This is a genomic window from Derxia gummosa DSM 723 (assembly GCF_000482785.1).
Taxonomy (GTDB): domain Bacteria; phylum Pseudomonadota; class Gammaproteobacteria; order Burkholderiales; family Burkholderiaceae_E; genus Derxia; species Derxia gummosa.
In genome coordinates this window covers 41,573-56,518 of the sequence record NZ_AXWS01000003.1, presented here as the reverse complement: position 1 = coordinate 56,518, position 14,946 = coordinate 41,573, and the positions used below count along the sequence as shown (strand labels likewise).

General features: G+C 72.4%; 12 protein-coding genes and 3 tRNA genes. 6 read left to right on the top strand and 9 right to left on the bottom strand.

Going from position 1 to position 14,946, the window contains the following annotated elements:
* Position 1: 1 nt before the first annotated feature.
* The 5 genes from tuf to H566_RS0100940 form a co-directional block, all read right to left on the bottom strand.
* The gene (gene tuf, locus H566_RS0100960) at positions 2–1,192 is read right to left on the bottom strand and encodes an elongation factor Tu (protein ID WP_028309875.1); all 1,191 of its coding nucleotides are present in this window, start codon (positions 1,190–1,192) and stop codon (positions 2–4) included.
* A 74-nt stretch (positions 1,193–1,266) separates the two neighbouring features.
* A tRNA-Thr gene (locus tag H566_RS0100955) sits at positions 1,267–1,341 on the bottom strand.
* 45 nt (positions 1,342–1,386) lie between these two features.
* Positions 1,387–1,460, bottom strand: a tRNA-Gly gene (locus H566_RS0100950).
* A gap of 85 nt (positions 1,461–1,545) precedes the next feature.
* Positions 1,546–1,631, bottom strand: a tRNA-Tyr gene (locus tag H566_RS0100945).
* Positions 1,632–1,819: 188 nt separating this feature from the next.
* Entirely contained in the window at positions 1,820–2,401 is a 582-nt protein-coding gene (locus H566_RS0100940) for a glutathione peroxidase (RefSeq protein WP_028309961.1), read from the bottom strand.
* A 198-nt stretch (positions 2,402–2,599) separates the two neighbouring features.
* Between H566_RS0100940 and H566_RS0100935 the strand changes: the two genes are divergently transcribed.
* From H566_RS0100935 to H566_RS22140, 3 genes are all read left to right on the top strand, one after another.
* A complete protein-coding gene (locus H566_RS0100935) occupies positions 2,600–3,538 on the top strand; it encodes a MerR family transcriptional regulator (protein WP_028309960.1) in 939 nt (312 codons plus the stop codon).
* 5 nt (positions 3,539–3,543) lie between these two features.
* Positions 3,544–5,181, top strand: coding sequence for a cryptochrome/photolyase family protein (locus tag H566_RS0100930; protein ID WP_051377771.1), 1,638 nt, complete (start codon positions 3,544–3,546; stop codon positions 5,179–5,181).
* 130 nt (positions 5,182–5,311) lie between these two features.
* Entirely contained in the window at positions 5,312–6,208 is an 897-nt protein-coding gene (locus H566_RS22140; RefSeq protein WP_051377769.1) for a phosphatase PAP2 family protein, read from the top strand.
* Here H566_RS22140 and H566_RS27060 read toward each other — a convergent pair.
* The 4 genes from H566_RS27060 to H566_RS27055 all read right to left on the bottom strand — a co-directional run bounded on the left by H566_RS27060 (position 6,205) and on the right by H566_RS27055 (position 10,856).
* Entirely contained in the window at positions 6,205–6,993 is a 789-nt protein-coding gene (locus H566_RS27060; protein WP_156924246.1) for a hypothetical protein, read from the bottom strand. The two genes, H566_RS22140 and H566_RS27060, sit on opposite strands and share 4 nt — an antisense overlap.
* A gap of 147 nt (positions 6,994–7,140) precedes the next feature.
* Positions 7,141–7,866, bottom strand: a complete 726-nt coding sequence (locus H566_RS0100915; RefSeq protein ID WP_028309957.1) for a hypothetical protein — start codon at positions 7,864–7,866, stop codon at positions 7,141–7,143.
* A 139-nt stretch (positions 7,867–8,005) separates the two neighbouring features.
* Entirely contained in the window at positions 8,006–9,286 is a 1,281-nt protein-coding gene (locus H566_RS22130; RefSeq protein ID WP_084544598.1) for an FIST signal transduction protein, read from the bottom strand.
* Positions 9,279–10,856: a PhaM family polyhydroxyalkanoate granule multifunctional regulatory protein gene (locus H566_RS27055; RefSeq protein ID WP_028309956.1), complete on the bottom strand. Its 1,578-nt coding sequence runs from the start codon at positions 10,854–10,856 to the stop codon at positions 9,279–9,281. Before H566_RS27055 ends, H566_RS22130 begins: the two co-directional genes overlap by 8 nt.
* Positions 10,857–11,054: 198 nt before the next feature.
* On the opposite strand from H566_RS27055, the gene H566_RS0100900 reads away from it, so the two are divergent.
* From H566_RS0100900 to H566_RS0100890, 3 genes are all read left to right on the top strand, one after another.
* On the top strand, positions 11,055–12,407 hold the full coding sequence (locus H566_RS0100900; protein ID WP_028309955.1) for a DUF3108 domain-containing protein: 1,353 nt from the start codon (positions 11,055–11,057) through the stop codon (positions 12,405–12,407).
* 132 nt (positions 12,408–12,539) lie between these two features.
* Positions 12,540–13,013, top strand: a complete 474-nt coding sequence (locus tag H566_RS0100895) for a MaoC family dehydratase (RefSeq protein WP_028309954.1) — start codon at positions 12,540–12,542, stop codon at positions 13,011–13,013.
* A gap of 281 nt (positions 13,014–13,294) precedes the next feature.
* Positions 13,295–14,848 (top strand): methyl-accepting chemotaxis protein, encoded by a 1,554-nt coding sequence (locus tag H566_RS0100890; RefSeq protein ID WP_028309953.1) that lies wholly within the window; start codon positions 13,295–13,297, stop codon positions 14,846–14,848.
* The last annotated feature ends 98 nt before the right edge of the window (positions 14,849–14,946 follow it).

The window sequence follows — 14,946 nt, the reverse complement described above, 5'->3', positions numbered from 1 at the left end:
ATTACTCGATGATCTTCGCGACGACGCCGGCGCCGACGGTACGGCCACCTTCACGGATGGCGAAGCGCAGGCCCTCTTCCATGGCGATCGGGGCGATCAGCTTGACGGTGATCGACACGTTGTCGCCCGGCATGACCATTTCCTTGTCCTTCGGCAACTCGATCGCGCCGGTCACGTCCGTCGTGCGGAAGTAGAACTGCGGGCGATAGTTGTTGAAGAACGGGGTGTGGCGGCCGCCCTCTTCCTTGCTGAGAACATAGACCTCGGCGGTGAAGTGGGTATGGGGCTTGATCGAGCCCGGCTTGCACAGCACCTGGCCGCGCTCGACGTCTTCGCGCTTGGTGCCGCGCAGCAGGATGCCGACGTTGTCGCCAGCCTGACCCTGGTCGAGCAGCTTGCGGAACATTTCGACGCCCGTGCAGGTCGTCTTGACGGTCGCCTTGATGCCGACGATTTCGATTTCGTCGCCGACCTTGACGATGCCGCGCTCGACGCGACCGGTCACGACCGTGCCGCGACCCGAGATCGAGAACACGTCTTCGACGGGCATCAGGAAGGTGCCGTCAACGGCGCGCTCGGGCGTCGGGATGTAGGTGTCGAGGGCTTCGGCGAGCTTGTAGATGGCTTCTTCGCCGAGTTCGCCCTTGTCGCCTTCAAGGGCGAGCTTGGCCGAGCCCTTGACGATCGGGGTGTCGTCGCCGGGGAAGTCGTACTTGCTGAGCAGTTCGCGCACTTCCATTTCGACGAGCTCAAGCAGTTCGGCGTCGTCGACCATGTCCGCCTTGTTCAGGAAGACGATGATGTAGGGCACGCCGACCTGACGGGCCAGCAGGATGTGCTCACGCGTTTGCGGCATCGGACCATCGGCAGCCGAGCACACCAGGATCGCGCCGTCCATCTGGGCGGCGCCGGTGATCATGTTCTTGACGTAGTCGGCGTGACCCGGGCAGTCGACGTGCGCGTAGTGGCGGTTGGCCGTTTCGTACTCGACGTGCGCGGTGTTGATCGTGATGCCGCGCGCCTTTTCTTCCGGCGCCGCGTCGATCTGATCGTAGGCCTTGGCTTCGCCACCGAACTTGCGCGACAGCACCGTCGTGATCGCCGCCGTCAGCGTCGTCTTGCCGTGGTCAACGTGACCAATCGTGCCCACGTTCACGTGCGGCTTGGTCCGTTCAAACTTGCTCTTTGCCATTTGCCGACTCCTCGGTCTTAGAACTGTGTTGCTGACGTTCGCTTACCCGGCCGCGAGCTGCGGCCGGGAATAGTTGGTGCCCATGGCGCGGATCGAACGCGCGACCTCTCCCTTACCAAGGGAGTGCTCTACCACTGAGCCACATGGGCAAAACCTAGCGCAACAAGACCGGAGTTCATTCACACCGCAAGCAATGGAGCGGGTGAAGGGAATCGAACCCTCGTCATAAGCTTGGAAGGCTTCTGCTCTACCATTGAGCTACACCCGCGAGCTCGATTTCCGGTCTTGCCAGAGCTTTCACACCCTGAACAGCAAGCATCCGCCAGCCTGCTAGCGAACGCCCGCCAAAAATTTGGTGGAGGAGGTTGGATTCGAACCAACGTAGGCGTAAGCCAACAGATTTACAGTCTGCCCCCTTTAGCCACTCGGGCACCCCTCCAGGGAACCTCGAACTCTAGCGACACTCCTTCAGCACGTCAAGCATTCGAGAAAATCTGATGCAATGAACCGACGGTACGGTTGTGGTTTTGCACATCGGCGAAAAGCAAGGGGCGGCGTACCAATGATTGCCATGCCTTCATAGGCCGGCACGTGCATGACCGGGAGCTGGAATTTCCGGGGGCAACTTCAGCCGTCGAGTGTCTTCGTGATGTCGGCGAGCAGCTTGCGGTCTCCGGGAGTGATGGTGCTCGGGTAGCTGCCGACAACCTTCCCACTGCGATCGATCAGGTACTTGTGGAAGTTCCAGCCCGGGCGGATCCCCGTGAGTCGCGCGAGCTCGGCGTAGAACGGATTGGGATTCGCGCCCGACACCACCGATTTCTCGAACATCGGGAAGCGCACGCCGTACGTGTTGAAGCAAAGTTCGCCGATCTCCTTGCTACCGCCCGGCTCCTGTCCACCGAAATCGTTGGACGGGAAACCGAGGATGACGAGACCGCGCGCCCCCAGATCGGCGAAGAGCTTTTCGAGGCCCTCGTATTGCGGCGTGAAACCGCAGTAGCTCGCCGTGTTCACTACGAGGACCGCCTTGCCCGCGTACTGGCAGAGCGACTGCGGCTTGCCGTCCTGGAGGCGATTGAACGTGAAGTCGAGCAGGCGAGGACAAGTCGCCGGCTGGGCCACTGCGACGCCGGGCAATACGCCCGCCGCGGTCGCCGCGAGCCAGGCGGATGCGCCTGCGAGGCAGCGCCTGCGCGGGGCCGACATCCGTGGCTCCCGAGAGCGGACGAATTCCGGCGTCGGATGCAAAACCTTTGGCTTCATCTCCCCTCCAAGACGTGTCGCGACGAATGAATCCGGCCCTGTGGCCGGATACCGCTTGAGCTGACCGGTCGTCGCGCGATTGGTTCGACACGCCTGAGCCTGTCTTGGTCAGACATTGGACACTCCCTAGAATCGCCCGCGATGGAAGACAACAACATTGAGCAGACCTGGCCCGGCATCGGCATCGCGGCGGTCGAGCGCGACACGGGACTGTCGAAGGATCTCCTGCGGGTGTGGGAGCGTCGCTACGGATTTCCGCGACCGGGACGCGACGGATTCGGCGAACGGACCTATCCGGCCGACCAGATCGAGAAGCTGCGCCTGCTGCGCCGGCTCATGGGCGCGGGGCATCGGCCCGGCAAGATCATCCAGCTCGAAGTGGCCGAGCTGCGCCGGCTTGCAGGCGAAAGCGGCACGGGCGGCGGCACGCCCGCGCCCGCGACTCGCGGCGGCGAGGCGCTCGACCCGCTGCTCGATCTGGTCAAGCGGCATGACGCCGAGGCATTGCGCACGGCGCTCCAGCAGGGGCTGATCCGGCTCGGGCTCACGCGCTTCGTGACCGAGTTGGTGGCGCCGCTCGTCGCGCGCGTGGGGGAGGCCTGGGCGCGCGGCTGGTTCGAGGTGTTCGAGGAGCACCTGTTCACCGAAGTCGTGCAATCGGTGATGCGCACCACGATCGGCTCGGTGCCGGCAACGCGCGGCGAGCCGAACGTGCTGCTGACGACGCTGCCGCAGGAAGCGCACGGCCTCGGGCTGCTGATGGCGGAATCGATGCTCGTGCTGCATGGTTGCACCTGCCTGTCGCTGGGCGTGCAGACGCCGGTGTGGGACATCGTGCGCGCGGCCGAAGCGCGCAAGGCGGACGTGGTCGCGCTGTCGTTCTCGGCTTTCGTGAGTCCGGCGACGGTGGCCGAGGGACTGGCCGAACTGCGCCAGCGCTTGCCGGCGTCGGTCGAGATCTGGGCCGGCGGCAGCAACGCGGCCTTGCAGAAGCGGGCGCACCGGGACGTGGTGGTGATGACGGCGCTCGATGACATCGAGACCGCGGTCGCCGACTGGCGCCTGCGCCACGGCGCCTGAGCCGCATGGCCACGGACACGGCCGTGGGCGCCACGCCGCCGCGCCGGCTGGCGCTCGTGCTGGGCGACCAGCTCTGGGCCGGGAATCCGGCGCTCGACGGGCTGGACCCGACACGAGATGCGGTGCTGATGATCGAGGCGCGTGGCGAGGCGAGCGGGGTGTGGAGCCACAAGGCCCGCATCGCGGTGTTCCTGAGCGCGATGCGGCACTTCCGCGACGAACTGCGCGCGCGGGGCTGGACCGTGCACTACCTCGCGCTCGGCGAGACGGTGGAGCGGTGGGCGGCGTCGGCGTCGGCGTCGGCGTCGGCAGGCGAGCCTGAATCCGCGCCCCGCGCCGACGCCCTCCCCGGCTTCGCGGCCCGCCTCGCCGACGCCCTTGCCCACCTGCGCCCCGCCGCCCTCACCTGCTGCGAGCCGGGCGAATGGCGGATGCTTGCCCTCGTGCAGGACGTCTGCGCCCGCGCCGGCATCGCGCTCGACCTGCGCGACGACACGCACTTCCTGTGCAGCCGCGCCGACTTCGCGCGCTGGACCGAGGGCCGCCGCGAATGGCGCATGGAACTGTTCTACCGCGAGCAGCGCCGCCGCCTCGGCATCCTCATGGACGGCGACGCGCCGGCAGGCGGCCGCTGGAACTTCGACACCGAGAACCGCAAGGGCTGGGGCCGCCACGGCCCGGGCCTCATCCCGCCGCCGGCGCGCTTCGAGCCCGACGCCGTCACGCGCGAGGTCATCGCGCTGGTCGAACGCGAGTTCGCCGACCATCCCGGCTCGCTCGCCGGCTTCGGCTGGGCGGTGACGCGCGCCGATGCGCTCATCGCGCTCGCGGAGTTCATCGATGCGCGGCTGGAGCAGTTCGGCCCCTGGCAGGACGCGATGTGGACCGGCACGCCCTTCGGCTGGCACTCGCTGCTGTCCGTCGCGCTCAACCTGCGGCTGCTCGATCCGCGCGAGGTCATCGCCGCCGCCGAGACCGCCTGGCGCGAACGCGGCCTGCCGCTCGCGTCGGTGGAAGGCTTCATCCGCCAGATCGCGGGCTGGCGCGAGTTCATCCGGGGCGTGTACTGGCAGCTCATGCCCGGTCTGGCCGACGCCAACCACTACCGCCACGACCGCCCACTGCCGCACTGGTACTGGACCGGCGAGACCCGCATGGCCTGCATGCGCGCCGCCATCGGCCAGACGCTGGAGCACGGCTATGCCCACCACATCCAGCGGCTGATGGTCACGGGCCAGTTCGCCCTCACCGCCGGCATCCGGCCGCGCGAGGTGAGCGACTGGTATCTCGCGGTGTACGTGGATGCGGTGGAGTGGGTCGAGGTGCCGAACGTGATCGGCATGGCGCTGCATGCCGACGGCGGCCGCTTCACGAGCAAGCCCTACGTCGCCAGCGGCGCCTACATCAAGCGCATGAGCAACTACTGCGACGGCTGCGCCTATGCGCCCGAGCGCCGCCACGGCGACGGCGCCTGCCCCGTCACGACCTTCTACTGGGCCTTCGTCGATCGCCACGAGGCCGCGCTGCGGCGCAATCCGCGCACCCAGCCCATGACGCTCGGCCTCGCCCGCCTCGGCGACGACGAGCGCGCCGCGTTCCGCGCCCACGCCGCCGCGCTCGGCAACAGGCTCGACGAGCTGTAAGCGCGGTTGCCGCACCGCGCGGAGCTTGCTGATCTGACGCGCGCCGTGACGAGCGCGCCACGCCACGCCACGCCACGCCACGCCACGCCACGCCACGCCACGCCACGCCTTCAGCCTCCGCCCTCCGCCGATGCCAGACAGCCCCGACCTCACGCTCCAGCTCGCCGCCTTTGCCGGACGTCATGCGCTCGCGCTGATCGCCGCCGCCATCGCCGGGACGATCGCGCTCGTCTGGCTCGGCGCGCGCGCCACCCGGCCATGGCGCCATGCCGGCGCCGATCCCGCCGCCGCGCGCCGGCTGCCGCTGCGCATCGTCGCGGCCGTGGTGCTGCTCGGCGGCGTGCTGTTCGGCGCGCTCGCCGACGAACTGCGCGAGGGCGAGGCGATGGAGCGCTTCGACGCCGCCCTCGCCGCCGCGTTGCGCGCCGGCCTCGACGACCGCGTGCTGCGAGCCACGAGCTGGCTCACCCGCCTCGGCGACGGGCCGGTGCAGACCGCCCTCGGCGCCGTCGTCGCACTCGGCCTGCTGGCGGCGCGCGAGCGGCTCATGGCCGTCACCTGGTCACTCGCGCTGCTCGGCAACGGGCTGATGCTGACCCCCACGCTCAAGGCGCTGTTCGCGCGCGCGCGGCCGCCGCACGACCACGGCTGGCTGGCGGCCGACGGCTTCAGTTTTCCGAGCGGGCATGCGTCGGGGTCGATGGTGTTCTTCGGCTTGCTGGCGCTGCTCGCGGCGCGCCTGCTCGATGGCTGGGCCCGGCGGCTGGCGGTGGCGATCTGCCTCGCGCTGCTGGTGGCGGTGGGCGCGAGCCGGGTGCTGCTCCAGGTCCATTACGCGAGCGACGTGATCGCCGGGTTCGCGGTGGGCGCGGCGTGGATGGTGGTGTGCGTGGCGCTGGCCGAGGCCTGGGCCGCACGGCGGGCCGGAAGCCACGGAGCGCAACGTGCTGCCGCCGGCAGCGGCAGCGGCAGCCAGCATGCCGCGGCGGCGACCGCCAGCGAACTCGACCGCCGCCCCCCGTCCTAGCCGCTCTCGGCCAGGCGGGTCCAGCTGTCGATGCGGAAATCCCGCTCGACATGCGACAGCAATCCGTCGAGCGCCAGTTCATGGCGCAGCCGGGCATGCACGTAATCGCCGGTGAGCGGCGCCTCGGCCGGCGGCAGGCGCGGATCGCAGCAGACCAGCTCGCCGCCCGGCACGAGACCGGCCAGCACCCGCGTGATCAGCCGCGAGAAGCCGGCCGAATCGAACCAGCAGGCGTAGTCGTCGAGCACGACAAGATCGGCACAGGTATCAGGCCAGTCGTCGGGAGCGTTGGCGAGGCGCGGCGAAGCAAGCCGGTCGCCGAAGCCGGCGGCGAGCACGGCGGTGGTGCAGGCCGAGCGCGCGGTATCGGTGGGGGTGACGAGACTGAGCTGGTCGCAGCGGCCGGCGAGTTCGACCGCGAGTCCGCAGCCGCCGCCAGGGCCGCCGGCGGCCAGCACGATGCGCGCGTAGCTCGGCCGCGCCAGAACGGCGAGGAGCAGGGCGCGGCGGCGCTGGCAAGCGTCGGTAGCCGGATCGCTCTCGGCATCGAGAGCGAAGGTGGCCGCCGCGTCGTCGCGCGGATGCGAGACATCGGCCGCCGCGGACACGAACAAGGGACTCGCCGCCGGCTGTGCTACGACGGGCAGGCGGCCGGCGCCGCCCGGCAATGGCACGGTCGGACCCGACAGCAGCCGGCGCGGCGCGGCACCGCCGGGAGCGCGCAGACCGACCGGAATGGCGCCGCAGATCAGCGGCAGCCGGGACGAGGCAGGAGGTTGAGGCATGGTCACCTCTTGGGGGGAGGGTCGGCGCCCCAGCACGGGCATGCGCCGACACAGGACGAGTGCAGCATCGGCCCCGGCGCGCTGCCGGCCCATCGGGAAGCCGGCCGAGCAGCTGTAGGAAGCGTCCGAGATCGACGCCGGTGCGCTTCAGAATCCCCAGTTCACCCCGATCGACAGCACCGGCTGGCCGCGCCCGAAGCGCGGGTCGTCGCGCAGGCGCAGTTCGTCGTCTGCGCGGCGCCCGGCGAGGGCGGCATCGCCGCCGGCCAGGGCGTCGGCATCGGCAGCCGGGAACAGCAGGCCCAGGTCGGCATGCAGGCCGAGGCCCAGCCCGTCGGCGCGACGCGACGACCAGCCCACGCCCACATAGGGCGCGAGGCGCCAGCGCCCCGGATCGGCCAGCCCGGGCGAGAAGCCCGGCATGCCGCCCACGGCACGCGCCGCGCCGCCGAGACCGAGGCTGCCCGCGCCATCGGGCAGCAGCCTCAGTCCGCCCGCGCCCTGGCGGTAGAGCGCGCCGCCGGTGAGCTTGAGTCCGCCGCCGAGCTGCCAGTCGGCCAGCAGGTCGAGGGCGGCGAGCCGGGCCGCGCCGAAACCGGCGGCATCGGCCGGCGAATCGAGACGCAGGCCCGGCCGGGCCTCGGCGCGCAGGCTCGCGTCGGGTGCGCTCACGTCGGCGCCGAGCCGCAGCCCGACGCGCTCGCCGAGGCTCAGGCCGAGCCCGGTCCCGCTCGCCGTCAGCCCGACCGCGTCGGCGGGACCGAGGCTCAGGCCCTCGGCCCGGGCACCGCCCGCCACGAGCACGGCGGCAAGGGCCAGGCCCGCGCGGCGACGGACCCATGACGACATCAGGACTTGCACGACTGCGGACATGGCGGCTCTCCGGCCCGCCGCGACCGGCGGGCAATGCGACAGCGATCTCGATGCGCACGATGCTGCGCCGCCCGCGCCGACGCCAAAGCCACGCGAACCGGCGCGAACGACGCGCTGCTCCGACCTTACGCCGCCCGCCTCAGCCGAGGAACAGCGTCAGCACGCCGGTGTGGCCTTGAAGCTCGTCGCGCGCGATCTCGCCATTGGCAAAGAAGCCGGTGAGCGGTATGTCGCCGAGGTTGTCGCGGATCAGCGCCAGCTCGTCGGAAGGGTCGTCGAAGAGCTGGCCCGGCCGCGCGACGCAGGAGATGTAGATGCCGCCGCGGATGCGCCGGCGCCCGTCGAGCGGACCGCTGGCGCGCGCCGCCTCCAGCGCCAGCGCGGGCGCGTCGGACTCGATCTCGTCGCGCAGCTCGGCGCAGACGCGGCGCAGGTCGACGCGGGCCGACTTCGCGTCGCGCGAGCAGAACAGCAGCCGCCGCCCCGGCTCGACCGGCCCGGCCAGCGCGATCGATCCGTCGCGCGGGTCGAGCGCCAGCACGTTGCGCAGCAGCATGTCGTGCGGCGCCGCGCCCGGCAGCTGCAGGCCGACGAACAGCCCATACGTGAGGCGCGGATGACGCACGAGGGTGAGCGGATTGTCGGCGTCGAGGTCGGCCAGCAGCGCGTAGAGCGCCGGATTGCCGTCCAGCTCCAACACCACGTTGCCCTCGGCGCGCGTGACCGTGTGAGCGCCGCCCACCGGCGCGATCGCCCGCGAGCTGCGCGAGGCCAGATGCACCTCGCTCGAAAACACCACGCCCGACAGCCCGCTGCCGTACACATTGGCCGCGTGGCCGCCGCCGGACTGCGTCTCGTTGGCGAGCTGCACGCCCGGCCCGCGCGACGAGGTGATGCCGCCGAACAGCCAGCCGCTCTCGACGCGCCGGGCGAGGTCGGCGACGAGCAGCGGCAGGTCGGGCGCGTCGGGATCGGCGTGGACCAGCGCGCTGTGGGCGGCGATCGCGCCGCTCGGCGTGCGCTGCTCGGCGGCGGGAATCGGCCGGGTGCCGCTGAACACGCTGAACGAGGCCGGTGGCAGATCGGCCAGCATCACCGACAACGCCGGCTCGTCGAAATAGCCGGCATTGGACGCGACCACGCCGATGCCGACCGAGCCGACCCAGTCGGGCACGCCGGTGCGCACGCGCAGGAAGGCGAGGATCTCGCTGGCATAGGGCGTGAGCTGGTCGCCGAGGTAGGCGAAACCGAGGTTGGCGCGCTTCGCGTAGGCCGGATCGCGCGACTGGGCATCGAGCTGGGCGAGGCAGAGCTCGACCGCCATGCGCCAGTTGGGATGGACCGCGTGCGCATGGCGGAAGCGGCCGGGCGCGGCGGAGCGCGCATCGGGTTGCGACGGGGGCGGGACGGGTTCAGACATCGGTCTCGGTGGCTCGGCGGCGGCGGGCGGGCGGGGTGGATCGGGCGGTCTTGGCGGCGGGTCCGGCGGCGGAGCGCGCGGCGGGCTTGCCGTCGGTCCGGGCGGCGGAGGGGGCGGCCGACGCGGCCGTCTTGCGCGGGGCGGCACTCCGGGCCGGCGCATCGGAGCCGGCCGGGCGCGGCGCGGCCGACCTGGGCGCCGGACGGGCCTCGGCCTTGCGGGCGGCGGGGGCGACGGCCTCGCCCGCCGCGCCGGCGGGACTGGGCGTGGCGGCGCGCGCAGTGGTCTTGCCGGCCGGCGCGCGGGGCGCGGGCGTGGAGGCCCCGCTCGCGGCGGCGCGCGCGGACGCGGCCGGCGCCCGGCCCGGCGCGGCGCGGCCGGTGCCCGGCGGCGTCGCGGCGGCCGGCGTGGCGGGCGCCGCCGTCTCGTCGCCCGGCGCGACACCCTGCATCGCGGCGCTGGCGACCCGCGCGAACTGGTCCTGCATCAGGTTCCACCAGGCGGTGGCGTTGGCCAGCGCCGCGCCGCTGGCGAATTCCTTCATGGCGCGGGCCGGATCGGCCGCAGGCGCGGCAGGATCGGACGGAGCCGCGTCGGCGCCAGCGCCGGAGGCCGTGGCGGCGGGCGCGGGGCTGGCGGCGGGATCGGCGCCGGTGCCAGTCGCACCGGCGGGCAGCGCCTCGAAATCGTCATCGTCATCGAAGGCGTCGGGATCGGGCTCGGGCACCACGGTATGAGGCGGGATGCTGGCCGGGTCGATCGCGGCCGGCTTCGCGGCGGCAGGCTTCGCCGCTACGGGCGCGCCGTCGGGCACGGCACCCGGCTGCACGGCGCCGGCAGCCGAGGCCGCCGCCTGGGCCACCCGGGCCGGCCAGCCGAACGCGGCGGCGACCGCCTCGCTCCAGCCGGGGCGCGCGGGCTCGGCCTGCGACGTCGCGGCCGGATCGGCGCCGGCCGGCTTGCCCGTGGGCCCGGCAGGAGCCGTGGCCGTCGCGCCGCCCGGCCGGGGCGCGGCCTTGCCGGCAGAAGCCGGTTCGTGATGGCGAGCATTGGGCGTGTCCATCGGCCAGTCGGGCGACACGCTCGGCGTCGGCGCGGGGCCGGCCGCACCCTCGGCGCGACGCGGATTGAGCGCCTCGAACAGCGCGCCCAGCATCGTCAGCGGCTGGCCCGGCTCGGCGCCGTGGCGCGCGAACTGCTCGGCATGCGCGCCCGGCTTGGCCAGCACCTCGCCGAAGGACTTGAGCGTCGCCACCGTGTTGCGCTGCACCTCCAGCGCCTGGATCGCGGTGCGCAGCATCTGCAGATTGGTGTCGAGCCAGCCCTCGACCGCGCGCAGATCGGTGATGCGACGGTCGATCTCATCCACGTCGAAGGACGGCAGCACGAAGCCCGGCAGCGGCGAACCCGCCGGCCCCGCGCCGGCCGCCGCGCCGCCCCACAGCGTGCGCAGGAACTCCACGCCCGAATTGAGCCCGCCGACCATGCCCCCCTCCCCGCCCAGCGGATTGGGCAGCGAGAAACCGGGCAGGCCGAAGCCCGCGAAACCTTCCTTCGTCTTGTCGCTCATCACATCTCCCTGGTGCGCTTGCCGATCGGCCCGCGCGGGCCGCCGGATCGTGCTTTCCAGTATGCGAGCAATTCTTTGCGTCGCACTCCATGCCGATCCGGGTAGCGCGACGGGCACGAGCACCGGGACACCGGCGGCGCCGACGCGCGGGGACGCTGCGGCTACCATCGCCCGCCTGTCCCTTCGCAGCCTCCGACCATGCGCCCCGCCCTTCGCCCCATCACCGAGCCGTCCGCCGCGCAACGGCCGGCGCGACGCGCGCGGGCCGGCCGCTGGAGCTGGATCGCGCTGTCGGCGCTGCTGCATCTGGTGCTGCTTTGGCACGGATGGCAGACCACGCGGGAACTCGGCGCCGACGGCAAGTGGCGCGACCCGGGTGTCCAGGTCGAACTCGCCGATCCCGAGCCCGCCGCGCCGCGTCCGCCGCTGGCCGGCACCGACGCCGATCCCGCGCCGCGTGCCGCCAACGCCGCGCCCGGTACCGACACGGACACCGCCCCCGCGACCGACACCGCCACGCCACCCCAGGCCGCCCCGGCGCCCGCCAACGCCAACGCCGACACCCCCGCCCCGGCCGCCACCGCCCCCGACCTGCCCGACAACCTCGCCGGCGAACTCGCCCCCGACGCCGCCGCCCCCGCGCCGCTCGTGCGCGACGGCAGCACGGCCCCCGACGCCAGCGCCGGCCCGGCCACGCCCGTCACCGGCGTTCCGACCGCGCGCGCCGACGCCAGCGCCACCCCGCCCGCCAACGCCCCAGACGCCGACGCTCGCGCGGCCCAGCGCGCCGATGTCGCCGCCGCCGATGACGCCCCCGCCCCCTGGCCCGGCGACTGGCCCAGCCCCGTGCCCGGCCAGCGCCGCGAGATGCGCGTCGTCCCGCCCAGCCGCCAGCTCGACTTCAACGCCCGCGCCGTCGTCAACGGCAACGAATACTTCGGCAAGGGCGTGCTGCGCTGGCGCATCGGCCACGAGCGCTACTCGCTCGAACAGGAAGCCTCGCTCGACCTGCTCGTCACCTCGGTGCGGCTGCAGAACTCCACCAGCACCGGCCGCCTCGGCGAAACCGGTCTCGAACCGCTGCGCTACACCGAGAAGACCCGCACGCGCGCCCAGGTCGCCACCAACTTCAACCGCGACCCCGCGCACAACAGCATCAGCTTCTCGGCCAGCACCGCCGTGCTCCCGCTCGAACCCGGCGTGCAGGACCGCGCCAGCGTCACGATGCAGCTCGCCATCCTGTTCGCCAGCCGCGCCGACGAGATCACCGACGGCACGATCTACCACCTGCTGCTCGCCGGCGTGCGCGGCGCCGAGCCCTGGGTGCTGCGCGCCGGCGGCCCCGAAAGCATCGACACGCCCTTCGGTCCGCTGCGCGTGCGCCGCATCGAGCGGCTGCCCCGACCCGGCAGCCGAGACAACCGCGTCGAGGTCTGGTTCGCGATGGACTACGGCTGGCTGCCGGTGCGCATCCGCCACATCGAGGCCAACGGCAACCTCACCGAACTGACGGTCGCCAGCATCACCGCCCTGCCCGACCTGCCGCCCTGAACCCCGCGCCAGCGCGCACGGCGGCCGGATGCCGGCGGCCGCGCGCCGTGGTTGCCGATGCCGGGCCGACGATCCTGCCCGCCCCGCCCTTCGCGTTGCCCGATCCCCGACAAGAACAGGAAGCCCTCCGCCATGCCCCTCTCCCGCACCCCGCTCTGGTTCGACGACCTGCATGTCGGCCTGCGCCACCGCAGCGCCGACTCCGCGCCCGTCGACACCGCCGCCATCACCGGCTTCGCCGCCGACTGGGACCCGCAGCCCTTCCACCTCGATGACGCGGCCGCGCGCGCCACGCTGTTCGGCGGCCTCGCCGCCAGCGGCTGGCACACCGCCGCCATCACCATGCGGCTGCTCGTCACCAGCGGCGTGCCGGTGGCCGGCGGCATGATCGGCGCCGGCGTCCAGCTCGACTGGCCGCGCCCCGTGCGTCCCGGCGACGTGCTGCATGTGGTGAGCGAGGTGGTCGAGCTGATCCCGTCGCGCAGCAAGCCCGACCGCGGCATCGCCGTCATCCGCAGCGAGACGCGCAACCAGCGCGACGAGGCGGTGATGGTGCAGACCGCCAAGCTCGTCGTGCCGCGCCGGAACCAAGCGCTCGGGCAATAAAGTCCGAGCTATTTCCCTGATTTGCCCGGCAAACCTCGGCCAGACCCGAACTCGCGCAAGACGGCCTCGGACTTACCCTGACTTCCTGACGACTGGCGCGCCCGGCAACGGCGAGCACGAAGGCAAGCAGCGCCCGCCGCCCCCGGCAGGCAAGTGCCAGCGATCCCCGGAGAGACACACAGGATGCGGACCTCCGCAGCGCGCTGGCAGTGGCAGTTCGTCGGCGTCGAATGAACGGAGGCCGCGCTGTTCTTCAACCGAGCCAGTGCGAGATCTCTTCCATGCCTACGCAGCCTTCCGTGACCGGTCGGGAGCATGACTATTCCGGCGCCACCACCCTCATGTCGGCCACCGATACCGACAGCCGCATCACCTACGCCAACGACGCCTTCGTGAAGGTGAGCGGCTACGAGCGCGACGCGCTCATGGGCCAGCCACACAACCTCGTGCGTCATCCCGACATGCCGCGCGAAGCCTTTGCCGACATGTGGACCACGCTGCGCGGCGGCGAATCGTGGAGCGCGCTGGTCAAGAACCGCCGCCGGGACGGCGACCACTACTGGGTGCGCGCCAACGTCACGCCGATCCGGCGCGGCGGCCAGCTGGTCGGCTACATGTCGGTGCGCACCAAGCCAGAGCCGGGCGAGACGGCGGCGGCCGAATCGCTCTACCGCGACTTCCGCGAGGGCCGCGCCACGCATCTCGCCTTCCGCAAGGGCGTGGTGGTGCGGCGCGGCGCGCTGGCCTGGACCTCGCTGCTCAAGACGATGCCGCTGCGCTGGCGCACCCGCGCGGCGGTCGCGGGCGGCGGTGCGCTGCTCACCGGCGCGGCCGCGGCCGGCGGCCTGCACGGTGCCGGACTGGCGAGCTTTGCCGGCGCCGCGACGACGGTGGCGCTGCTGTCGGCGGTCTGGCTCGAATGGCAGGTCGTGCGGCCGCTCGGCGCCGTGCTCGACCAGGCGCGCGCCGTCGCCGCCGGCAATCCCGAGCGGCTGCCGGTGCCCGACCGCGTCGACGAGATCGGCATGCTCATGCGCGCCGTCAACCAGTCGGGCCTCAACCTGCGCGCCCTGCTCGACGACGTCGAGGCGCAGAGCGGCGCGCTGCACGCGGTCAGCGCCGAGATGTCGGCCAGCGCCGAGGACCTCGGCGCGCGCACCCGCACCGTGAGCGACAGCCTGGCCAACACCGGCGACGCGATGGCGCGCATGAACCAGGTGCTCGGCCACAGCTCGGAAGGCGCGCAATCGGCGGTGGCCCTGGCCGAGACCGCGAGCAGCGTCGCCTGCCGGGGCGGCGAGGTGGTGGGTGCGGTCGTCTCGCGCATGCAGGACATCGCCGACAGCTCGCACCGCATCGCCGACATCATCGGCGTGATCGACGCGCTGGCCTTCCAGACCAACCTGCTCGCGCTCAACGCGGCGGTCGAGTCGGCGCGCGCCGGCGAACACGGACGCGGCTTTGCCGTGGTGGCGGCCGAGGTGCGCACGCTGGCCCGGCGCTCGGCCGACGCCGCGCGCGAGATCAAGACGCTGATCGGCGCGAGCGTGGCCGGCGTGCGGGACGGCTCGAAGCTCGCCGACAGCGCCGGCGTCACGATGGACGAGGTCGTGCGCCAGGTACGCCGCGTGGCCGGACTGATCGGCTCGGTCAGCCGCGACACCCGGACCCAGACCGACAGCATCGGCGCGGTGAGCGACGCGGTCGGCGAGCTCGACCGCATCACGCGCAGCAATGCCGACGTGGTCGAACGCTGCGCCGCGGCCGCCACCGCGCTGCATGCCGAGGCCGACAAGCTGGCCGAGGTGCTGCGCTTGCATCGCGGTCAGTCATGAAGTGCCGGGGCAAGTGCGCACTGACGAACGCGGGACGAACGGTAGGTCGTTGCGCGTCGCGCCACGGCCTACCGCCGTTCACCCCGTCCATCAGGCCG

Bases quoted from the DNA above. Each gene is read 5' to 3' on its own strand.
- H566_RS0100915 (WP_028309957.1), bottom strand. From the start codon at position 7,866: ATGTCCGCAGTCGTGCAAGTCCTGATGTCGTCATGGGTCCGTCGCCGC.
- H566_RS0100940 (WP_028309961.1), bottom strand. From the start codon at position 2,401: ATGTCGGCCCCGCGCAGGCGCTGCCTCGCAGGCGCATCCGCCTGGCTC.
- H566_RS0100895 (WP_028309954.1), top strand. From the start codon at position 12,540: ATGCCCCTCTCCCGCACCCCGCTCTGGTTCGACGACCTGCATGTCGGC.
- H566_RS0100900 (WP_028309955.1), top strand. From the start codon at position 11,055: ATGCGCCCCGCCCTTCGCCCCATCACCGAGCCGTCCGCCGCGCAACGG.
- H566_RS27060 (WP_156924246.1), bottom strand. From the start codon at position 6,993: ATGCCTCAACCTCCTGCCTCGTCCCGGCTGCCGCTGATCTGCGGCGCC.
- H566_RS22130 (WP_084544598.1), bottom strand. From the start codon at position 9,286: ATGTCTGAACCCGTCCCGCCCCCGTCGCAACCCGATGCGCGCTCCGCC.
- tuf (WP_028309875.1), bottom strand. From the start codon at position 1,192: ATGGCAAAGAGCAAGTTTGAACGGACCAAGCCGCACGTGAACGTGGGC.
- H566_RS0100930 (WP_051377771.1), top strand. From the start codon at position 3,544: ATGGCCACGGACACGGCCGTGGGCGCCACGCCGCCGCGCCGGCTGGCG.
- H566_RS0100890 (WP_028309953.1), top strand. From the start codon at position 13,295: ATGCCTACGCAGCCTTCCGTGACCGGTCGGGAGCATGACTATTCCGGC.
- H566_RS0100935 (WP_028309960.1), top strand. From the start codon at position 2,600: ATGGAAGACAACAACATTGAGCAGACCTGGCCCGGCATCGGCATCGCG.
- H566_RS22140 (WP_051377769.1), top strand. From the start codon at position 5,312: ATGCCAGACAGCCCCGACCTCACGCTCCAGCTCGCCGCCTTTGCCGGA.
- H566_RS27055 (WP_028309956.1), bottom strand. From the start codon at position 10,856: ATGAGCGACAAGACGAAGGAAGGTTTCGCGGGCTTCGGCCTGCCCGGT.